This is a genomic window from Micromonospora sp. PLK6-60, assembly GCF_019890675.1.
Taxonomy (GTDB): domain Bacteria; phylum Actinomycetota; class Actinomycetes; order Mycobacteriales; family Micromonosporaceae; genus Micromonospora.
The window spans coordinates 42,631-62,080 of the sequence record NZ_JAIOAA010000008.1 but is presented as its reverse complement, the minus strand read 5'-3'; the positions used below and the strand labels follow the sequence as shown (position 1 = coordinate 62,080).

General features: G+C 69.8%; 21 protein-coding genes and 2 tRNA genes. 11 read left to right on the top strand and 12 right to left on the bottom strand.

Annotation, left to right across the window (positions count from 1 at the left end; all coding sequences use genetic code 11):
- Window position 1 precedes the first annotated feature (1 nt).
- Window positions 2-226, bottom strand: coding sequence for a hypothetical protein (locus K7640_RS17145; protein WP_222955859.1), 225 nt, complete (start codon window positions 224-226; stop codon window positions 2-4).
- An 87-nt stretch (window positions 227-313) separates the two neighbouring features.
- Here K7640_RS17145 and K7640_RS17140 point away from each other — a divergent pair, with 87 nt between their 5' ends.
- Window positions 314-805, top strand: coding sequence for a MarR family winged helix-turn-helix transcriptional regulator (locus tag K7640_RS17140; protein WP_222955858.1), 492 nt, complete (start codon window positions 314-316; stop codon window positions 803-805).
- On the opposite strand, the gene K7640_RS17135 is transcribed toward K7640_RS17140, so the two are convergent.
- Window positions 790-1,344 (bottom strand): hypothetical protein, encoded by a 555-nt coding sequence (locus K7640_RS17135; protein WP_222955857.1) that lies wholly within the window; start codon window positions 1,342-1,344, stop codon window positions 790-792. The genes K7640_RS17140 and K7640_RS17135 overlap by 16 nt on opposite strands.
- Before the next feature lie 518 nt (window positions 1,345-1,862).
- Between K7640_RS17135 and gyrB the strand changes: the two genes are divergently transcribed.
- From gyrB to K7640_RS17100, 7 genes are all read left to right on the top strand, one after another.
- Entirely contained in the window at window positions 1,863-3,809 is a 1,947-nt protein-coding gene (gene gyrB, locus K7640_RS17130; protein ID WP_222955856.1) for a DNA topoisomerase (ATP-hydrolyzing) subunit B, read from the top strand.
- Between the two features lie 130 nt (window positions 3,810-3,939).
- Window positions 3,940-7,722 (top strand): intein-containing DNA gyrase subunit A, encoded by a 3,783-nt coding sequence (gene gyrA, locus K7640_RS17125; protein ID WP_222955855.1) that lies wholly within the window; start codon window positions 3,940-3,942, stop codon window positions 7,720-7,722.
- Between the two features lie 3 nt (window positions 7,723-7,725).
- A complete protein-coding gene (locus K7640_RS17120; protein WP_222955854.1) occupies window positions 7,726-8,664 on the top strand; it encodes a DUF3566 domain-containing protein in 939 nt (312 codons plus the stop codon).
- 182 nt (window positions 8,665-8,846) lie between these two features.
- Window positions 8,847-8,920: transfer RNA gene (locus K7640_RS17115), tRNA-Ile, on the top strand.
- A gap of 44 nt (window positions 8,921-8,964) precedes the next feature.
- A complete protein-coding gene (locus tag K7640_RS17110; protein ID WP_222955853.1) occupies window positions 8,965-9,093 on the top strand; it encodes a DLW-39 family protein in 129 nt (42 codons plus the stop codon).
- A gap of 42 nt (window positions 9,094-9,135) precedes the next feature.
- Window positions 9,136-9,211 (top strand) — tRNA-Ala (locus K7640_RS17105).
- 394 nt (window positions 9,212-9,605) lie between these two features.
- Window positions 9,606-10,058, top strand: coding sequence for a pyridoxamine 5'-phosphate oxidase family protein (locus K7640_RS17100; RefSeq protein ID WP_222955852.1), 453 nt, complete (start codon window positions 9,606-9,608; stop codon window positions 10,056-10,058).
- Window positions 10,059-10,143: 85 nt separating this feature from the next.
- Here the strand turns inward: K7640_RS17100 and K7640_RS17095 are convergent, their stop codons facing one another.
- Window positions 10,144-10,458, bottom strand: a complete 315-nt coding sequence (locus K7640_RS17095; RefSeq protein ID WP_222955851.1) for a hypothetical protein — start codon at window positions 10,456-10,458, stop codon at window positions 10,144-10,146.
- Between the two features lie 330 nt (window positions 10,459-10,788).
- Between K7640_RS17095 and K7640_RS17090 the strand changes: the two genes are divergently transcribed.
- Window positions 10,789-11,562, top strand: a complete 774-nt coding sequence (locus K7640_RS17090) for a methyltransferase domain-containing protein (protein WP_222955850.1) — start codon at window positions 10,789-10,791, stop codon at window positions 11,560-11,562.
- A gap of 108 nt (window positions 11,563-11,670) precedes the next feature.
- Here K7640_RS17090 and K7640_RS17085 read toward each other — a convergent pair whose 3' ends face one another.
- The 8 genes from K7640_RS17085 to K7640_RS17050 form a co-directional block, all read right to left on the bottom strand.
- Entirely contained in the window at window positions 11,671-12,150 is a 480-nt protein-coding gene (locus tag K7640_RS17085; RefSeq protein ID WP_255609283.1) for an NUDIX domain-containing protein, read from the bottom strand.
- 145 nt (window positions 12,151-12,295) lie between these two features.
- Window positions 12,296-12,697 (bottom strand): DUF2550 family protein, encoded by a 402-nt coding sequence (locus K7640_RS31005; protein ID WP_222955849.1) that lies wholly within the window; start codon window positions 12,695-12,697, stop codon window positions 12,296-12,298.
- 97 nt (window positions 12,698-12,794) lie between these two features.
- Entirely contained in the window at window positions 12,795-13,202 is a 408-nt protein-coding gene (locus K7640_RS17075) for a hypothetical protein (RefSeq protein WP_222955848.1), read from the bottom strand.
- A 52-nt stretch (window positions 13,203-13,254) separates the two neighbouring features.
- Window positions 13,255-13,899: an SMI1/KNR4 family protein gene (locus K7640_RS17070; RefSeq protein ID WP_222955847.1), complete on the bottom strand. Its 645-nt coding sequence runs from the start codon at window positions 13,897-13,899 to the stop codon at window positions 13,255-13,257.
- Window positions 13,900-13,943: 44 nt separating this feature from the next.
- Window positions 13,944-14,489: a DinB family protein gene (locus tag K7640_RS17065; RefSeq protein ID WP_222955846.1), complete on the bottom strand. Its 546-nt coding sequence runs from the start codon at window positions 14,487-14,489 to the stop codon at window positions 13,944-13,946.
- 86 nt (window positions 14,490-14,575) lie between these two features.
- Window positions 14,576-15,181, bottom strand: a complete 606-nt coding sequence (locus K7640_RS17060; protein WP_222955845.1) for a bifunctional 2-polyprenyl-6-hydroxyphenol methylase/3-demethylubiquinol 3-O-methyltransferase UbiG — start codon at window positions 15,179-15,181, stop codon at window positions 14,576-14,578.
- A 20-nt stretch (window positions 15,182-15,201) separates the two neighbouring features.
- On the bottom strand, window positions 15,202-15,408 hold the full coding sequence (locus K7640_RS17055) for a hypothetical protein (RefSeq protein ID WP_222955844.1): 207 nt from the start codon (window positions 15,406-15,408) through the stop codon (window positions 15,202-15,204).
- Window positions 15,409-15,451: 43 nt separating this feature from the next.
- On the bottom strand, window positions 15,452-16,099 hold the full coding sequence (locus K7640_RS17050) for a class I SAM-dependent methyltransferase (protein WP_222956033.1): 648 nt from the start codon (window positions 16,097-16,099) through the stop codon (window positions 15,452-15,454).
- Window positions 16,100-16,197: 98 nt separating this feature from the next.
- Between K7640_RS17050 and K7640_RS17045 the strand changes: the two genes are divergently transcribed.
- The gene (locus K7640_RS17045) at window positions 16,198-17,013 is read left to right on the top strand and encodes a hypothetical protein (protein ID WP_222955843.1); all 816 of its coding nucleotides are present in this window, start codon (window positions 16,198-16,200) and stop codon (window positions 17,011-17,013) included.
- A 231-nt stretch (window positions 17,014-17,244) separates the two neighbouring features.
- Here the strand turns inward: K7640_RS17045 and K7640_RS17040 are convergent, their stop codons facing one another.
- Window positions 17,245-18,819 carry a protein kinase gene (locus K7640_RS17040; RefSeq protein WP_222955842.1) on the bottom strand — a complete coding sequence of 525 codons (1,575 nt, stop codon included), beginning with the start codon at window positions 18,817-18,819 and terminating at the stop codon, window positions 17,245-17,247.
- A 144-nt stretch (window positions 18,820-18,963) separates the two neighbouring features.
- Between K7640_RS17040 and K7640_RS17035 the strand changes: the two genes are divergently transcribed.
- A complete protein-coding gene (locus tag K7640_RS17035; RefSeq protein ID WP_222955841.1) occupies window positions 18,964-19,383 on the top strand; it encodes a CBS domain-containing protein in 420 nt (139 codons plus the stop codon).
- The last annotated feature ends 67 nt before the right edge of the window (window positions 19,384-19,450 follow it).

The following is a 19,450-nucleotide window of genomic DNA, read 5'->3' as shown; positions in this document are numbered from 1 at the left end:
GTCAGCTACCGCGCCGGGCCTCGCGCTCGGCCCGCTTGCGTTCGCGCTGCTCCCGGCTCCACTGCTTGCGCCGTTCGAGGTCCTGCTTCCAGCCCTCGCGGGCCTGGCGGGAGCCGCCCTGGAGCGCGCCCTGGATCTGCGGGGGACCGGCCAGGTTGCGGAACACCCAACTCATGAGGCGCCCGCCCTTGCCGGCGGCGTCCCCGATGTGCTCCTCGGTGCTCATACCTGCCCCTCCCGACCAACCGTTGGTGTACAAACCATTGGTACAGCAACCATTGCTACGATCGCAACGACCCCAGGGAGGCCGCAGGTGTCCGAGCAACTCGACGGTGACCCGCTGGCGCTGGAGCAGCAGGTGTGCTTCGCGCTCTCCGTCGCCGCCCGCGGCGTCGTCGCGGTCTACCGGCCGTTGCTGGAGCCGATGGGCCTCACCCACCCGCAGTACCTGGTCATGCTGGCCCTCTGGCAGCACGCGCCGCTCTCCGGTCGCGAGCTGAGCCGGCTCCTGCAACTCGACCCCGGCACCCTGTCACCGCTGCTGAAGCGGCTCGAAGCGGCCGGCTACCTGCGACGTGAGCGGGACGCGTCGGACGAACGCAGCCTCGCCGTGTCGCTCACCCCCGAAGGGCGGGCGCTCCGGGCGCAGGCGGAGCGGATCCCACCCGCGATCGTCGAGCGGCTCGGCCTGCCGCTGGCCGACCTGCGGCACCTGCACACCGTGCTGACCGAGGTGATCGCGGCGGCGAACCGGGCCACCACCGAGCCGCCCGCGCCGGGGCGACCGGATCAGGCGTCGGCGTAGACGGCGAAGCCCCGGTCGGCGCAGCGGCGGTAGAAGGCGGCCAGCACGGCCAGCTCGGCGCAGGTGAAGCTCCACTGCGGCGGCTCGCCGTTCTCGTCCCGCAGCTTGTCCAGCCGGCTGTCCAGCCAGCGCAACTGCTGCTCGGCCAGCCGACCGTCGGACAGCAGCGACCGGAGCACCTCGCTTACCGACTCGAAGGTCACCGCCTCGCCGAACGGCCGGTGCTGGGCGACGAACTTCTCCACCCCGCCGGCGATCCAGGAGCAACCGTCCGGGTCGATCACCGGATCCTCGTCCTCGGCGGCGTTCTCCGTGGCGTAGAGCACATCCTCCAGCCCGAGGATCAGGTCGACCAGCTCGGTGTAGGCGGTCGCCCGTACCGTGCCGGTCTTGGCGATGAGCTCGGCGAGCGCCGCGGTCGGCGCGGAGATCCGCGGCAGGTCGACGATCTCGCCGAAGTCGACGAACTCGGCCGGCGCGACCGGATCGTAGAAGCGGCCGGTCCGCGGCCAGTGCACCGCGACGTTGTCCAGCCCCATCTGGCGTCACCTCTTCAGCACGTGTGCGAGCGATCGGGTCGATCGTCCCGGTTCCGACCGGAAAAGATCAAGAGCAGCCCGGGCGGCGTGGCAAAGCTACGGTACGGCGCGGTCGTCCGCCACGTCCGCCCCGGCCCGGCCCGGCGATCCGACGGCGGCGGCGACCCGCGACGGGGGCCTGGCGTGTAGGGGGAGTCGCGGACAGCGCAGTTCGGCCCGCTACGGAGTTCTCAGCCGCCATTACAGGGGTGCCGAGTGGCGGTTCTGTCGTGTGCGCACAGTAAGATTGAGGGCGAGACGAAGACCGGACACGGTGCGACGGACAACGGGCCCGCAGGCCCTTGATCATTGTCCCGGGCCCGGTCGAGCCGATCGCGATCCGCGGGCAACCGCGGCGACCGGCGCGAGCGATCCCCGACCTGGGCATCCGGGCCGGTCCGTGCGCGCCCGACGTCGCGTCCTGTCCGCCGAACCCGCGCCCCGCGCCTTGGCGTGGCCGGCGCAGAAAGTGGCCGAGGGTGGCAGCGGAGGACAACAAGAAGTACGGCGCCGAGTCGATCACCGTCCTCGAAGGGCTGGAGGCGGTCCGGAAGCGGCCCGGTATGTACATCGGGTCCACCGGCGAGCGCGGCCTGCACCACCTCGTGTGGGAGGTCGTCGACAACGCGGTCGACGAGGCGCTGGCAGGCTACTGCGACACCATCGACGTGGTGCTGCTGGCCGACGGCGGGGTCCGGGTCACCGACAACGGCCGGGGCTTCCCGGTCGACCTCCACCCCAAGCTCAAGAAGCCGGGTGTCGAGGTCGCGCTGACCGTGCTGCACGCGGGCGGCAAGTTCGACGGCAAGGCGTACGCCGTCTCCGGCGGCCTGCACGGCGTCGGCGTGTCCGTGGTGAACGCGCTCTCCACCGGGATGGCCGTCGAGATCCACAAGGACGGGTTCGTCTGGCGGCAGCGCTACGACCACTCCAAGCCGACCCCATTGGAGAAGGGCGAGGCCACCGACCGCACCGGCTCGGCGGTCTCCTTCTGGCCCGACCCGGACGTCTTCGAGACCGTCGACTTCGACTTCCAGACCATCTACCGGCGCCTGCAGGAGATGGCCTTCCTCACCCGTGGCCTCACCATCCACCTGCTCGACGAGCGGGTGCCCGAGGGTGAGGAGGGCAAGATCCGCGAGGTGACCTTCCACTACGACGGCGGCATCGCCGACTTCGTCCGGCACCTCAACGCCTCCAAGAACCCGATCCACAAGACGGTGGTCGAGTTCGGCGCCGAGGAGGCCGGCATGTCGGTCGAGATCGCGATGCAGTGGAACGAGTCGTACGGCGAGTCGGTCTACACCTTCGCCAACAACATCAACACCCACGAGGGCGGCACCCACGAGGAGGGCTTCCGGGCCGCGCTGACCAGCGTCGTCAACCGGTACGGCGCCGACCGCAAGCTGCTCAAGGGCGACGAGCGGCTCTCCGGCGAGGACATCCGCGAGGGCCTGGCCGCGATCATCTCGGTCAAGCTGACCGACCCGCAGTTCGAGGGGCAGACCAAGACCAAGCTGGGCAACACCCCGGTGAAGAGCTTCGTGCAGCGGGTCTGCAACGAGTCGCTGGTCGACTGGTTCGACCGCAACCCGAGCGAAGCGAAGATCATCATCCAGAAGGCGTCCCAGGCCGCCCGGGCCCGGATCGCCGCCCAGCAGGCGCGCAAGCTGGCCCGGCGCAAGTCGCTGCTGGAGTCCGGCTCGATGCCGGGCAAGCTGGCCGACTGCCAGTCCACCGACCCGCGCGAGTCCGAGGTCTTCATCGTCGAGGGCGACTCCGCCGGTGGTTCGGCGAAGCAGGGCCGCGACCCGCGTACCCAGGCGATCTTGCCGATCCGCGGCAAGATCCTCAACGTGGAGAAGGCCCGGATCGACCGGGTGCTCAAGAACAACGAGGTCCAGGCGCTGATCACCGCGCTGGGCACCGGCATCCACGACGACTTCGACATCGAGAAGCTGCGCTACCACAAGATCGTGCTGATGGCCGACGCCGACGTCGACGGCCAGCACATCCAGACGCTGCTGCTCACCCTGCTGTTCCGCTTCATGCGGCCGCTTGTCGAGCTGGGCCACGTCTACCTGGCCGCCCCGCCGCTCTACAAGATCAAGTGGAACCGGAAGGGCGACGACGCCCAGTACGCGTACTCCGACCGGGAGCGCGACGGGCTGATCGCGCTGCGCCAGCAGAAGAAGGCAAACGCCAGGCCGGACGACATCCAGCGGTTCAAGGGCCTCGGCGAGATGAACTATCCCGAGCTGTGGGAGACCACGATGAACCCGGCCACCCGTACGCTGCGCCAGGTGACGCTCGACGACGCCGCAACCGCCGACGAGCTGTTCAGCGTGCTGATGGGTGAGGACGTCGAGGCGCGCCGGTCGTTCATCCAGCGCAACGCCAAGGACGTGCGGTTCCTCGACATCTGACGGACGGCGCCGGGGTGGTCGGTGATCCACCGGACACCCCGGCGATCCACAGAGTTATCCACAGTCTGGCCGGTTTCCACAGCGGTTATCCACAGCACGAAGCCGACTCTGAGTCTGATAAGGGTTAACAGTGACCGATACTCCCGAGTCCACCCCCAACGAGCCGGAGACCCCGGAGACACCGGCCGCGGTCGTCGCCCAGCACGACCGCATCGAGCCGGTCGGCCTCGAGGTCGAGATGCAGCGCTCGTACCTCGACTACGCGATGAGCGTCATCGTCGGGCGGGCGCTGCCGGACGTCCGGGACGGGCTCAAGCCGGTCCACCGCAAGATCCTGTACGCCATGTTCGACTCCGGATACCGGCCGGACCGCGGCTACGTGAAGTGCTCCCGCGTCGTCGGCGACGTGATGGGCCAGTTCCACCCGCACGGCGACTCGGCGATCTACGACGCGCTGGTCCGGATGGCGCAGCCCTGGTCGCTGCGGTACCCGCTGGTGGACGGCAACGGCAACTTCGGTTCGCCCGGAAATGATCCGGCTGCGGCGATGCGTTACTGCTTGACCGGAGATGTCCGGATTCGTGCCGCCGAGGCTAGCGTACGGATCGGCGACGTCGTGCCGGGCGCCGCGCCGAGCAGCGAGACCGACGTCGACCTGAAGGTCCGCGACCGCAACGGCGACCTGGTCCACGCCAGCCGGTTCTTCCACTCCGGCGAGCACCCCACGCTGCGGCTGCGCACCCGCGAGGGGTACGAGCTGACCGGCACCCACAACCACCCGGTGCTCTGCCTGGTGAGCGTGGCCGGCGTGCCCACCCTGCTGTGGAAGCTGCTCGCCGAGATCTCCCCCGGGGATCGGGTGGTCCTCCAGCGGACGGTGCCGGACGAGATCGGCTACCCGACGCTGGAGCACGTCGAGGCGGCGGTCCTGGCGGGCGCATTCGTGTCCGAAGGCTGGGTGTCGGAGCACCGAGCCGGCTTCAACAACGTCGACCGTGAGTTCTTCGTGCGGGTACTCGCCGCCTACGACCTGGCGGTCGGTGGCCCCCGCTACGTTGCCGAGCGGGTCATCGCCTCCGGCAGCACGCTGCACGAGCTCGATGTCCAGGACCTCTCCGCCCTGCGGTCGAGCATCCTCGGCGAGCTGGTCGGGGCGCGTAGCGCCGACAAGTTCGTACCCGAATTCGTCTGGCGCGGGCCGGCGGCGGTCAAGCGGGCCTTCCTCCAGGCGCTCTTCGAGGGCGACGGCTCCTCCTCGCTGCTGCCGCGCCACACCATCCAGGTCTCGTACTCGACCCGCAGCGCGCGGCTCGCCCGTGAGGTGCAGCAGCTGCTGCTGGAGTTCGGCGTGGTCAGCCGGCAGTGCCGGTACGACAACGGCGAGATCAAGGTTGTCATCACCAACCGCCGGGACGCGCGGATCTTCGCCGCGCACGTCGGTTTCCTCGGCCGCAAGCAGGCCAAGCTGGCATCGGAACTGGCCCAGGTGCCGGTGACCAGCAGGGCGCTCGCCGGTGACTTCGTGCCCTTCGTCGGTGACTTCATCCGCGAGCACGGCGCCACCCGCTGGACCGAGCGGGACTGGCTGCGGCGGCACAACGTGGACCGGATCGAGCGCTGGGAGCGGGACCGGGACGAGATCGCCGCCCGGATCACCGAGCCGGGCATCCTCGACGTGGTCGAGCCGCTGGTCGACGGCCGGTTCTACTACGCCGAGGTGGCCGAGCTGGCCGACGCGGGCGTGCGGCCGGTCTACAGCATCCGGGTGGACACCGAGGACCACTCGTTCGTCTCCGACGGTTTCGTCAGCCACAACACCGAGTGCAAGCTCGACCCGCTGGCGATGGAGATGCTGCGGGACATCGACGAGGACACCGTCGACCTCCAGGACAACTACGACGGCCGGGCCAAGGAACCCACCATCCTGCCGTCGCGCATCCCCAACCTGCTGGTCAACGGCTCCGAGGGCATCGCGGTCGGTATGGCCACCAAGATCCCGCCGCACAACCTGCGGGAGATCGGCGCGGCGGTGCAGTGGTGCCTGGAGCACCCGGAGGCCGACGAGGCCGAGACGCTGGAAGCGCTGCTGGAGATCGTCAAGGGTCCGGACTTCCCGACCCACGGCCTGATCGTGGGGCACGCCGGCATCCAGGACGCGTACCGGACCGGGCGGGGCTCGATCCGGATGCGCGCGGTGGTCGAGGTGGAGGAGGACAAGCGGGGTCGGCCGGCGCTGGTGGTCAGCGAGCTGCCCTACCAGGTCAACCCGGACAACCTGGCCGAGCGGATCGCCGAGCTGATCAAGGAGGGGAAGCTCGGCGGCATCGCCGACATCCGGGACGAGTCCTCCGGGCGTACCGGCATGCGGATCGTGCTGGTCCTCAAGCGCGACGCGGTCGCCAAGGTGGTGCTCAACAACCTCTACAAGCACACCCAGCTTCAGGAGACCTTCGGCGCCAACATGCTGGCGCTGGTCGACGGGGTGCCGCGCACGCTGAACCTGGCGCAGTTCATCCGCTACTACGTCGAGCACCAGATCGAGGTCATCCGCCGGCGGACCGCGTTCCGGTTGCGCAAGGCCGAGGAGCGGGCGCACATCCTGCGCGGTCTGGCCAAGGCGTTGGACGCCCTGGACGACGTGATCGCCCTGATCCGGCGCTCGCCCACCGTCGAGGACGCCCGGCAGGGCCTGATCCAGCTGCTGGAGATCGACGAGATCCAGGCGACGGCGATCCTGGACATGCAGCTGCGCCGGCTGGCGGCGCTGGAGCGGCAGAAGCTGCTCGACGAGCTGGCCAAGCTGGAGCTGGAGATCGCCGACCTGAAGGACATCCTGGCCAAGCCGGAGCGGCAGCGGAAGATCGTCTCTGAGGAGCTGGGTGAGATCGTCGCCAAGTGGGGCGACGAACGGCGGACGAAGATCGTGCCCTTCGAGGGCGAGGTCTCGATGGAGGACCTGATCGCCCGCGAGGACGTGGTCGTCACCATCACCCGCACCGGGTACGCGAAGCGCACCAAGGTCGACCTCTACCGGTCGCAGCGGCGGGGCGGCAAGGGCGTCAGCGGCGCGACGCTGCGGCAGGACGACATCGTCAGCCACTTCTTCGTCTGCTCCACCCACGACTGGATCCTGTTCTTCACGAACAAGGGGCGGGTGTACCGGGCCAAGGCGTACGAGCTTCCGGAAGCCAGTAGGGTGGCCAAGGGTCAGCACGTGGCCAACCTGCTCGCGTTCCAACCGGATGAGCAGATCGCGCAGATCATCGAGATTCCGAACTACCAGGTGGCGCCCTACCTGGTCCTCGCCACGAAGAACGGTCTGGTGAAGAAGACGCGGCTCGAGGAGTTCGACTCCAACCGTTCCGGCGGCATCATCGCGATCAACCTGCGCGATGAGGACGAGCTGGTCGGCGCTGTCCTCGTGGCCCCGGAGAACGACCTGCTGCTGGTGTCCAAGAACGCGCAGGCGATCCGGTTCAACGCCACGGACGAGGCGCTGCGCCCGATGGGCCGGGCCACCTCCGGGGTGATCGGCATGCGGTTCAGCGAGTACGACGAGTTGCTCGCGGTGGAGGTCGTGCGCGAGGGTCTGGACGTGCTGGTCGCGACGAACGGCGGATACGCGAAACGTACGCCGATCGAGGAATACCCGGTGCAGGGCCGGGGAGGTAAGGGCGTGCTGACTGCGAAGATCACCGAGCGCCGGGGTGGTCTGGTCGGTGCGGTGGTGATCGATCCGGACGACGAGCTGTTCGCCATCACCAGCAACGGCGGTGTCATCCGGACTCCGGTGAAGCCTGTACGCCGTACGCGTGACCGGAACACAATGGGGGTAAAGCTGATGGACCTCCCGGACGGCGTGACTATCGTGGCGATTGCTCGCAATGCCGACGAGCCTGAGGAACAGGACTAGTTGATGACGGAGACACAGGCGAAGTCGGGGAACTCGGGGACCTCGGCCAGCGCCGTCGACGAGGAGTCCGCGGACGGGGGCACCCAGTCTGCCGGGCGGGCGGCCGTCGGCCGGGCCACCGTCCCCGGCGAGGCGCCTGCCCCGAAGTTCACCCGGGCTCCCGGCATGTCGCCACCGCCGGACAAGCCCGCGGAGGATTCGGGGGCGACGGAGAACACCGAGGCCACGGCCGCCGCCGCGGAACCGGCCACGGTCGCCTCGAAGCCGACCCCCGCCGCTCCGAAGCCGGCGCCGGCCGGCCCGGGGGCGGCGGCCGCGCGCTCGTCGTCCACCACGCAGCCGATCAAGGTCGGCGCGGGGCAGGCAGCCCCGGCGAAGGGCGCTGGGGCCACCGGCACCCAGGCCCGGGCCGGCGCGGCCAAGTCGCAGCCGGAGGGCGGCGCTCGTCCCGCCGGCCGTCCGGCCAGCGGTGGCGGTCTCCCCCCGGGCGTCGGCGCCGCGGCCGTCGGGGCCGCACGGGTCGGTGACGCGGTACGCGCCGCGCGTACCTCGGTGAGTTCCGCGGCCTCCCGCGGGCCGCGCCGGGCCCGGCTCAACCTCAAGCGGATCGACCCGTGGTCCGTGATGAAGTTCGCCTTCGCCGTCTCGGTGGTGCTGTTCATCGTGGTGGTCGTCGCCACCTCGGTGCTCTATCTGGCCCTGGACGCGATGGGCGTGTTCGAGAGCGTCAACAGCAGCCTGACCGACCTGGTCAATGCCGGCGGCGGCCAGGGCACCAGCGGCTTCCGGGTGACCGCCAAGGGCGTCATCCTCACCTCCGCGCTGGTCGGGCTGGTCAACGTGGTGCTGTTCACCGCGCTGGCCACCCTCGGGGCGTTCGTCTACAACGTCTGCGCCGACCTGGTCGGCGGGATCGAGCTGACGCTCGCCGAGCGCGACTGATCCGACGAGTGATGCCGGGGCCCGCCGTGAGGTGGCCCCGGCGTCTCCGTTTCCGGCCGGCCGGAAACCGATCGCCCGGCCCCCGGGCCGCCGGGTACGGTCGGGTTGGCGGCGCGGGCGTCACGATCGACCCCGATTTGGGGCCGGACGAGGCGATAGGTTAACCTTGGCCGTCGCCACGCGGGGCTATAGCTCAGTCGGTTAGAGCGCAGAGCTGATAACTCTGAGGTCGCTGGTTCGATTCCAGCTAGCCCCACCGCACGTCCTTCCCGACGGCAGTCGAGCGCGAGGGGTCGCCCCATGGTCAAGAAGCTTCTGTTCCTGGTCGGTGTCGTCGGCGTGGTGGCAGTGGTGGCCAAGAAGGTCAAGGCGTCGAACGACGAGCGTGCCCTGTGGCACGAGGCGACCACGGCGCCCGACCTGCGCTGACCGGCCGACCGGCTGCCAGCACCGGGCGGCTCCGCCCGGCACGGGGCCCTAGCTCAACTGGCAGAGCACTGCCTTTGCAAGGCAGGGGTTAGGGGTTCGAGTCCCCTGGGCTCCACCAGCACTTCCCTTGGTTGATCTCGGGTCCGAGTGCAGCCATTCGTACAGCCAAAGCGGTCACGCCGTCTCCTCTTGGCACCGCCGCGATCGCGGCCGGCAGCGCGCTGGTGCTCGCCGGGGTCACCCTCACCCGGAAGCGGTCAGCCGAGAACCGGTAGCCGTTGGTTGCCGTCGGCTGATGTGCGACACGCCTCCGCCAACTGATTTGCGACACCGCGACTCGCTGATGGTCCTGAGCGGTTGTCTCGTCGCTGAGAGCGTCGCCGTGAACGCGGCCGGCGACGAGTCTCGGACGCTCACGCGCTACCGCTTGCGTTAAAGCGCCCTTCAACATCCATCGTTGCTTGGGGCTTCGACCGTGAGCGCCCCCGCGAATGTAGAAGGAGAACCCCGACGTGGAACCCGAACCGCCGCGCACGCTGCAGCAACGTAAGCAGGACACGCTGGCGCGCCTCAACCACGACCTCGACGCATGGGTCGCCTCAGCAGACCGGGACGGCAACGCCTACCTGGTGCCGCTGTCCTTCCTCTGGGATGGTGCGGCGTTCACCTTGGCAACAAGCGAGTCCAGCCCGACCGGGCGCAATCTGCGATCCTCTGGACGCGTGCGGATGTCGGTCGGCCTAACCCGCGACGTGGTACTCATCGAGGGCACCGTCGAGACGTTCTCGCGCGAGAACGTGCCAAACGACCTGGCCGACGCCTTCGCCGCGAGATTCTGGGATGCGCGGGTCGGCACGACCCGCTACGCATTCTTTCGAGTGACACCCCGCCGCATACAAGCGTGGCGGGAGGCGAACGAGATCGCCGGCCGTGACCTGATGCGTGATGGTCACTGGCTGGTCTGACGCCTAGCTTGCCGATCGCTCGCGAATATCCGAGCACGGCATGACCGGACCCTATCCGTCGCGCATCACCTGGCAGAGCTCTACCTCAGTCCCAACCACCGAGCAGGCGGACGAGTGCGTAGGCACCCAACAGCCCGAGAATCCCAGCCCAAAGGAACAGCGCAGCGACAGCCCAGCCGAGGAGCCGGTCTTTCCTCGTTCGCGGTGTCGGAACAAATGGCTGCACCTCTGGCAACGGCGCTCTCAGCCACTCGGCTGCGTGCTGCTGTCGACAGAAGGACACATTGAGGTAGTCGCTCTCGGGCCGGAAGACCTCCAAGGCCAGCCAGGCGTTCTCGCCTTCGGCGTCAAGCGGTCGGCCGCAGAGGTCGCAGGTGCCGAGCTCGTTGTTCTCACCCACCGGGACATCGTGCCCTACCTCGGGCGGTGCGCGGTTCGGAACGGCCACTGGCACACAGCCAACCAGGCCTCAGAGGCTTATGGCCGTACAGCCAGCAGTACAGCCAAGGTGGTCGACGGCGCCGGGAGAGGGCGGCACCGGCCGATTCGCGGTGCAGGTCAACGACCGTCATCGACACCCGCCGACAGGTCGCGCGATCTATGGCCGAGGCAGCCTGACGAGACCGCGCCGGCAGGACGTGCCCGTAGGTGTCGGCCGTCATCCGAATCGTCGAGTGCCCGAGCAGAAGGCGGTCACCTACTACGGAGACTGTTGTGCTTAGGTTGATCGATGACTCAGCTCGCGGCGGCAACGGCCGCACCGGATCAGATTGAGTACATGGACAAGGCAGCCGGCACGGCGGTGGGAATGGACTACAAGCAGCGCTTTCTCGCCGCTCTCGATGTCGGGGCCAATCAGGAGGTAGTCGATATCGGCTGTGGCCCGGGGACGGACCTTGGGCGTGTGGCTGACGCAGTTGGTGCCGGTGGCAGGGTGATCGGTGTCGACTACGACCCTCGGATGTTGGACGAGGCTCGTCGCCGTTATGCCGATCGGCCGAATGTCGAGCTCCGCGCGGGCGACATCCATGAGCTTCCTGTGGCTGACGGGAGCGTGGACCGGGCGAGGGCGGACAGGATGCTGCAGCACGTCCTTGACCCGGCGAAGGCGATAGCTGAGGTTCGTCGAGTACTACGACCAGGCGGGCTGTTTGGCATGGCGGAGCCGGATTGGGACACGCTTGCTGTCGCAGACGAAGACCTCGAGACCAGCCGGCGATTCGCGGACTTCGTGGCAGGCCGGGTTCGCAACGCGACGATCGGTCGCGAGCTGGTGCGCCTGTGCGGTCAGGCGGGCCTGCGGGTGCGATCGGTCGATCCCATCGCCGTGATGTTTCGGGACTTCGACACAGCAGACCAGATGCTCGGATTCCGTCGAAACGCCGCTCGTGCCGTGCAGGCGGGTCAGCTGGCTGAGACGAAAGCAGAGGCGTGGGTAGACCGTCTGGCGAGTGGGCCTGTCGTCGCGGGCTTCACGTTCTACCTCGTGATCGCCGAAGCCTGACTCTGGCGCTCGGGTGCTGAGTCGCCGGCTCGGCTGTACAGCCATCCGTACCGACAAGCCGGCTGGCGAACACCAGTGGCGAGCGCGATACCTGCCGAACCTGGCTCCTCAGTCGTCCTGGTCGCGGTGGGTGACATCCGAGTCCCTGCGGGCGCGCTCCGGCTCAGGTAGCGAGCGAACCAGTGCCGCCAGGTCGCCGTGCACGAGGGGAAGGCCGCCCAGCTCGATGATCCCGACCCATGCGATGTCGTCATGCTCGTCAGGTGCACGGTTGGTCGGCGAGCCAACCCAGTCTCCGATTCGCCATACGCCTATGTGAACGGCGTCCTCACCACTGCCGGCATGCAAGTCGCCCAACCGTGCAGAGGACTCCGCCACAATCTGAACGCCGAGCTCCTCGTGCATCTCACGTGCGAGGGCTTGTAGTTCCGACTCGTCCGCTTCGACATGCCCGCCGGGCAGATCCCAGAGATCTGGGTATGCCAGGCGGGTCGGGCTGCGGTGCACCAGCAGGACCGCGCCGTCCTCAACGAGTGCGCCTGTGACGACCCTCGTGCATGCCGGGATAAGAGCACAGGGATAGGACAAGCCGACTCCAACCACAGGGGACGCGCAGACGTCTCTGCCGCGATCCGATCGCTACGGGCGTGGCGGCCCGGCACCGGCGGTGGCGGGTGGCCGCCGCCCGTTTCACGGGACGTCGGGGGGATCGGTGACGGCGACGGTCTTCTTATCAGCGCCGTTGATTGGGGATGGCACGGACGAACTGCACGTCAGCTGTGCCCGCCGCCAACTCGACCGGGCCGTTCCTCGTCTGGCAGCGGAGGACTTTCAAATCTGGGCTGAGGGGCAGATGCTCCCACAGCGTCAAGTCTCGCTCACCCACGATTCGGATGTCCGTCAGAGCTACGGGCGTTCGTCGTATCGAACGCAAACGATCAGGAACCCATTCGAGGCCAGTTGCTGTCCTGCGGAGGTGACCATGCCGCCACCGCCCACCGAGGCCTCGCCTGGAGCGGTCCCGGTACGCTGCGGCCACATACCGTTCGCCGTCACTTGCCCTGAACAGTCGGCCCAGCCAGGTGCCGAGCGCGTCGCCGATGGTGTCGGCGACGAGGTCGAGCGGACTCCACATGCGGCCACTCTAGGGACTGGTCAGGCGGTGGCCGTACAGCCATCCGTAGCGCCATGCCGGCCGACGGGCAGGAGTCACAGGCGACGACGGTGGAACCTCACAGGTTGTGCACGTTCGCCGAGCGTGCCAGTTCCCGCTGAACGGCCCGAAGGAGACGAATCGTCTCTTCGTCCGTCAGGCCGGTCGTCGTCTCCCAGTCATGACCGGATCCGAAAATGTCGCTGGCGAAGACCACCTCGGTGGCAATCAGGACCCGTCGCCAGTCATGACGGCTGAGCGGAGCTTCGGCGCGAATCGACGCGGCCAGCCGGCCGGCCTGGGCATGCAGATCCGCAACTCCCGCGAAGCCCATGGCGACCGCCAACGCTTCCGTGCAGTGAGCCGGCCCGCCCCACTCGGCGAGCCCTCGGGCGAGTAGGTGGCGTTCCGCTTCGGTGAGGTCGACCGTGACCAGGTCGCTGGGGGCTGCGGCTGGCTGACCTGGTTGCGGGTCCGCTCCGTCCATGCGTCAATCGTGCCAGCCGTGCGCGGCGGCGCCGGCAGCGAGCCGGAGTCAGTCATCCGGCACAGCTTCCGGCAGGTGGTCGGGCGCGCGGGTGTGACCCCGCTGTCCAGTCGCCTCTGCCGCGCTCCCACTCCAATTCTCCGTCGCGGACAATGGGCCGCAACGGATCCGGCGGGCGGGGATAGTCGTGGGGTATTCGGTGGGCCAGGCGGAGGTTTTGTCCTTCCAGTAAAGCCAGCATCTCGCTGAGCAGGTCGGCCAGGCTGTCCCACGCCGAGCCGAAGGGCCCTTCGACCTTGTCGAACTCGAATACCCGACCGTACGGCGGCTGCGGCTGGGTATCGAGGACGAGGCAGCCACCGCACAGATCGCTTCCGATCGCGAGCCAGGTCGGGTGCCAGTCATCGCCCCAGATCGCGGCTCTCTGCCGGGTGTCACGACCGATCCACGAGCTGTCCATCAGGTGGTAGCCCGGTGGGAGCAGGATTATGCCGGTGACGCCCTGTGCGGGGTCGGAACCGTTGCAGTGCCGGAGGAGTTCCACCAGGTCAGGTGGCAGTTCGATGCCCCACTCCGAGGCGAGTCCGGCCAGCGCCCGTTCGTCCGCGGGAGGGTTGAGTCTTTCCACGGTGCGCGGCGCGTTCTCCCGCAACCAGTGGACGATCTGCGTCCACAGGTGACTGATCGAGCCTGGCATGGCTCATCAACCTAGCGTAGGTGTTCTGCTTCCGGTGGCCGCCGTCAGAGCGTCTGGCGACCAGGCCCGGTCCGCGACGCACGCAGCAGCCGGAGCTGACCGATCTCCGCTGCGTTCTTCATCAGCTCGGCGTTGACCCAGCCGATCGTGTGCGTGACTGTGTATCCGGTCTCGCCCTGCCACGGGAACGGTGCGGTGCCGCCGAGGTCGGCGTCGGTGAGGCTGTCGAGGAGTCCCCGCCACTCGGTGCGCAGATGACGCAGCCAGGCGACCGCCGGTTCACCGGCGCCCGGCCATCGAACGTCCGTGCGCTGCGGTGCTGGTTGCTTCCGTAGATGATCCGTCGTCACGGTCCACCACCAGCCGATGTGCCAGGTCAACCAGCCGATCGTCGGCACCGGGACCGGGTCGGGTTCGGTGTCGGCCCAGTCCGGGGTCCAACTGCCGTCAGCGCCGCGCCGTACCGACCAACAGTGGGTGGCCGGCTCCCAGAGGAAGTCCGCGGGTTCGAGTCGTTCGAGATGGTATTCGAACAGCGACCACGTCAGGTCGAACTGCCAGCGCAGGAGGCCGAGCGGAGGTTCGGACATCGGGGGATTGTGTCGCGGATCCGAACCCGGGTCGATTGGATAATCGGCGACAGGGTCGATCTGCCGTGCGCATCGGGGCAGCCGGCTCAGATCGACAGGCGTGCCGCGATCGCGGCCTGCGCCCGCTGAGTGTCGTCACCGGGCCGCTGGAGGCGCTCGACCTCGGTGAAGCCCGCTCGGGCCAGCCGGTTCGAGAGCACGTCAGCCGGCCAGCGGTAGGCCGTCACGACCTTGTGGTCGAAGGCGTCGATCTCGTCACCGTCGAAGAACCCGATCACCAGGGTCCCGGCCGGGCTCATCGTCCGCCGAAACTCGGCCAGGATGCCGTCGAGCTCGTGCGGTGGCCGGTGGATCAACGAGTACCAGGCCAGGATGCCGGCGACCGAGTGGTCCGCGACGTCGAGGGTGTCCATCGACCCGAGCCGGTAGATGCCGGTCGGGTGGCTGGCCACGGCGTGGGCGATGAACTCGGGTACGAGATCGATTCCCACCGCGTCGGCGCCGAGCGAGCGGAGGTGTGCGGTGAGGTGGCCGGGCCCGCAGCCCACATCGAGCACCGTGCCGGGCCGGCCCGACAGGTGACGCCCGATGAAGGCGAGGTCGTCGACGTGGGACTGCTGACTCGTGCCGAACAACTCGATGTAGAGATCCGCGACGGCGGCGTACGCCTGCCGGACCTGCTCCAGGTGCATCGTGCGACGGTGCGGCCCGCTCACGGGTTGGGCGTGTGCTGGCGCTCGGCCAGGCCCGACGCGAAGTGCCGCTCCGCCTCGTGCCGGTGCTGGTCGGCGCCGGCCTGCCGGATCGCGGTCGGATCCTCGGCCGAGGAGAGCCGGTTGCGGTCCCGCCGGGCAACGACGACGACAACCGCGACCAGGATCAGCACGAACGCCACGAGAGAAACCACTGCCGTCGTCATGTCATCGACGCTACGGCATGCCCGCCAGCGCCGGCCGTCCCGGTCATGCGCCGCGGCGCGCGAAGATGATCCCGCCGAGCGAGCTCTCGGCCGAGGTGACCGTCAACTGGGCCTCGACCGTGAAGCCGGCGTCGCGCAGCCAGGCCGCCACCCGGGCGGGTTGGCGCCGGTGGACGTATACCTTCATCGGGTGGCCGCCGTAGCCCTCCGTCTTGAGCCGTGACTCGTCGCCGACGTGGAAGCCGAGCAGCAGCGGGCCACCGGGCCGGGTCACCCGCCGGAACTGCGCGAGGACCGCGCCCACCTGATCGTCGGGGACGTGGATCAGCGAGTACCAGGCGACCAGGCCGGCGACCGAGCCCGCCGCCAGCGCGAGGTCGGTCATGGAGCCCACCTGGAACCGCAGGCCGGGGTGGTCGCGCCGGGCCACCTCGATCATCCGGGGTGAGAGATCGATGCCGAAGGCGTTCACGCCGAGCCCGTGCAGGTGGGCGGTGACGCGCCCCGATCCGCAGCCGACGTCCGCGACGGGTCCGCCGCCGGCGGCGTGTACGAAGTCGGCGAACAGGGCCAACGCCGCCCGCTCGTACGGCGATTCGGCCAACAGGTCGCGCACCAGCTCGGCGTAGCTGACCGCGACCGTGTCGTACGAGGTGCGGGTGTCCGTCAGCCAGTCGCTCACGACGTCCAGGCTATGCCGCGCAGCCGGCCCCGTGGGTTTCAGGTGCGGTAGGCCGTCGAGCGGGTATGCGTGGCCGTGGTGGCGAGGGTGAGACGGGTGGGCGGCCGGTGACCGCGAACGCGGCCGACCGTCCCGGGCGGCTGTCCGAGGCGCTCCGCGCCGAACTGCGCCGGGCCTTCCGCCGGCCGTTCGAGACCCCGATCGTGGTCGCGACCAACGGCACCATGATGACGCTCGCCTGGTTCCTGCTGCCCCCGAGCCTGACCAACCTGTTGTTCAGCTTTCATGGGCCGCTGGCGTACCCGATGATCCTCTCGTTGTGGATGTACTCGGACGTGCCGGCGACCAATCTTCTCGGCTCGGACGCTCGACGCAGCATCGGCCTGCTGGGCGACCGGCGGGCGCTGCGCCACTCGCAGCAGGCCAAGAATTTGGTGCTGTGGCTGCTGGTCTCACCGCTCGCGGCGGTGATCGCGATCGTGGTGGGATCCCACGACAGGCGTCCGCAGGCCGCGATCCTCACCGCGCTGTGGATCACGGTGGTGCCCCTGGGGGCGCTGGGCGTTTCCGCCTGGCTCGGAGTCTTCTTCCCGTATCACCCGGTCGGGCTGAAGCGGCGGTGGCGGCACCGCCAGCCGTTCCGTCGCAAGATCCTCCGCTGGCTGATCCTGGTGACGGCACCGTGGATGCTGGTGCCGGGCCTGGTGGTGCTGATCAGCCTGCCCGCCATCGTGCTGTGGGTGGCCACCTACCCGAGCTGGCGGGGGCAGCGGATCCCCGATGGGTACTTTGCCGGCGGTGTGACGATGGGCTGCCTGCTGGCGGCGCTGTGCTGGGTCTTCGGGCCACGTCTGGCCGCCCGGTTCGCGCGGCGGCGACGGGATCGGCTGGCCGGTTTCCTTGCCGATCCGGATCGCGGCTGACCGGTGTTGACGGGCGTCTCTAGGCTGCCGGGCATGGGAGCGATCAAGCCGTGGCACCTGTCCGTCCTGCTCTGCCTGCTGCTGCCCCTGCTGGCGGTGGGGGCCGGGGTGTGGGCGTCCCGCCGCCGCTCCCGCGACCGCCGCTGACCGGCCTGACCGCCGTTGACCGGCCCGATCGCCGCCGACCGGCCCGATCGCCGCTGACCGGGACGGCCGGCGCGGAGCCGGCCGTCAGCCGACCTGGGCGGCGAGCCGGTCCACGTCCTTCGACAGCCGGAGGTAGCCGGCCTCGCTGAGCCGGCCGTCCTTGCGCAGGCCGGTCAGCTTCTCGCGGAGCTTCTTGATCTCGTCCCTCGCCCGCCGCTGGTCGTCCGCCGCGAGGTTCTTGGCGACGGCGTCGACCTTGGCGTGCAGGTCCTTCGCGGCGTCCGGGTTGAGCTGCCCGGTGTTCACCTGTTCCTGGATGGACAGCCGGATCGCCACGATCGGGTCGGCGGGCGGCGGCGGGCTGGTCGTCCGCGCCGGGGCGCTGGTCGGCGCGGTGCTCCGGGTGACGGGCCGGGTGGAGGTGCTGGCCCGGGGTGCCGGCGCGGGCGCGGCGCTGGTCGGGCTGGGGGCGGGCGGCGTGCTGGCCGCCGCGCTGGAGGGAACCGGCGCGGGGCGGGTGGCGGGCGTGGTCGCCGCCGTGACGGGTGGCGGGCTGGTGGGCTCGTCGTCGGGCAGCAGGGCCGCGCCGGCCACCGCGAGCACCACCGCACCGGCGAGCACGGCCAGCAACACGGCCGGGCGGCGGCTGCGGCGGCGCGGCTCGTCCGTCGGCCGGTCGAGGCTCGGCCTCGATCCGTCGGTGGGCCAGGGTGCGGCACCGGCCACCGGCGCCGATCCCGCGCCATCCGGGCGGGCGGGGCCAGCGGCGACCGCTCCGGCCAGCGCCGCCAGCGGCGGGCCGTCCGCAGCCACGGGCAGGCCGTCCGTCGCTTCGTCGCCGGGCAGGTCCGCCCGGATCGCGGCGAGCCGGTCCCGGACCTCGGCCGCGTCCGTCGGGCGGGCCGCCGGGTCCTTCGCGAGCAGGTCGGCGAGCAGGGCGTCGAGTGCCGGCGGCACCTCGGGCCGCCGGCTGCGGACCGGGGTGGGCGGGTCGTGCAGGTGCTGGTGCAGCACGTGCAGCGGATCACCGGCGAACGGTGGGGTGCCGGCGAGCATGGTGTAGAGGGTGCAGCCGAGGCCGTACAGGTCGGTGCGCGGGTCGACCGGGCCGCCGGTCGCCTGCTCGGGGGACATGTACGAGCTGGTGCCGAGCCGGGTGGCCGCGTTGGTGAGGGTGTTCTCCCCGTCCCGGGAGAGCCGGGCGATGCCGAAGTCGCAGATCTTGACGATGCCGGCGGGGGTGACGATCAGGTTGCCGGGCTTGATGTCGCGGTGCACCACCCCGGCGGCGTGCGCGGCGGCCAGACCGTCGCAGGTCTGCTCGGCGATGGCCAGGGCCCGCCCGATCGGCAGCGGGGCGGCCATGACCAGCGCCGACACGGTCTGCCCCTCGACCAGCTCCATGACCAGGTACGGGTCGCCGTCGTCGGTGCCGAAGTCGTACACGGCGACGATGTTGGGGTGGGCCAGCCGGGCCACGGCCCGGGCCTCCCGGTCGAACCGTTCCAGCGCCATCGGCTCGTCGAGCCCGGCCCCGGTGAGCACCTTCACCGCGACCGGGCGGTCCAGCCGCAGGTCCCGCCCGCGCCACACGGCGGCCATGCCACCACTGCCCAGCAGCTCCTCGGCCTGGTAACGCCCATCCAGCAGTCTCGACACCGCCCCCATATTTCCATTACCGGCCGTCGTCACACTGCCGGCGGCGGGTAGCCGGAGACCAGCCGACGCGGACGTCCCGCGAATGGACCGGCCCGCCCGGGGTAGCAGAACCTCACAACCCCCCGGAAGTGAGGTGTGATGCCGATGCCGACCGCACGCGAGATCATGACCAACGACGTGTCCTGCGTTCGTGAGCAGGACGACCTGAGGGTGGCCGCCCGCCGGATGGCGGAGCTGGGCGTCGGTTCGCTGCCGATCTGCGGCGACGACAACCGGCTCAGGGGCATGCTGACCGACCGCGACATCGTGGTGAAGGTGCTGGCCGAGGGCCGGGACCCGGGCAACGTGACCGCCGGCGAGCTGGCCCAGGGCGAGGCGGTGACGGTGGGCGCCGACGACGACGCCGCCGAGATCCTGCGGACCATGGGCAAGCACCAGGTACGCCGGCTGCCGGTGATCGACGGGCACGAGCTCGTCGGCATCGTGGCGGTGGCCGACGTGGCCCGGTCGCTGCCGGACCGCCCGGTGGGCGACCTGATCGAGGCCATCTCCGAGCGTCCCTGACCACTGCGGTTGATCGCCGCCGCCGCCGGCTCCGCGCCGGGGACGGCGGCGATCGCCGTACGGGGCC

What these genes read in the sequence shown, in the direction of transcription:
- K7640_RS17145 (WP_222955859.1), bottom strand. Translation starts at nt 226, where the DNA reads ATGAGCACCGAGGAGCACATCGGGGACGCCGCCGGCAAGGGCGGGCGC.
- K7640_RS17135 (WP_222955857.1), bottom strand. Translation starts at nt 1,344, where the DNA reads ATGGGGCTGGACAACGTCGCGGTGCACTGGCCGCGGACCGGCCGCTTC.
- K7640_RS17120 (WP_222955854.1), top strand. Translation starts at nt 7,726, where the DNA reads ATGACGGAGACACAGGCGAAGTCGGGGAACTCGGGGACCTCGGCCAGC.
- K7640_RS17110 (WP_222955853.1), top strand. Translation starts at nt 8,965, where the DNA reads ATGGTCAAGAAGCTTCTGTTCCTGGTCGGTGTCGTCGGCGTGGTGGCA.
- K7640_RS17090 (WP_222955850.1), top strand. Translation starts at nt 10,789, where the DNA reads ATGACTCAGCTCGCGGCGGCAACGGCCGCACCGGATCAGATTGAGTAC.
- K7640_RS31005 (WP_222955849.1), bottom strand. Translation starts at nt 12,697, where the DNA reads ATGTGGAGTCCGCTCGACCTCGTCGCCGACACCATCGGCGACGCGCTC.
- K7640_RS17075 (WP_222955848.1), bottom strand. Translation starts at nt 13,202, where the DNA reads ATGGACGGAGCGGACCCGCAACCAGGTCAGCCAGCCGCAGCCCCCAGC.
- K7640_RS17070 (WP_222955847.1), bottom strand. Translation starts at nt 13,899, where the DNA reads ATGCCAGGCTCGATCAGTCACCTGTGGACGCAGATCGTCCACTGGTTG.
- K7640_RS17065 (WP_222955846.1), bottom strand. Translation starts at nt 14,489, where the DNA reads ATGTCCGAACCTCCGCTCGGCCTCCTGCGCTGGCAGTTCGACCTGACG.
- K7640_RS17060 (WP_222955845.1), bottom strand. Translation starts at nt 15,181, where the DNA reads ATGCACCTGGAGCAGGTCCGGCAGGCGTACGCCGCCGTCGCGGATCTC.
- K7640_RS17055 (WP_222955844.1), bottom strand. Translation starts at nt 15,408, where the DNA reads ATGACGACGGCAGTGGTTTCTCTCGTGGCGTTCGTGCTGATCCTGGTC.
- K7640_RS17035 (WP_222955841.1), top strand. Translation starts at nt 18,964, where the DNA reads ATGCCGACCGCACGCGAGATCATGACCAACGACGTGTCCTGCGTTCGT.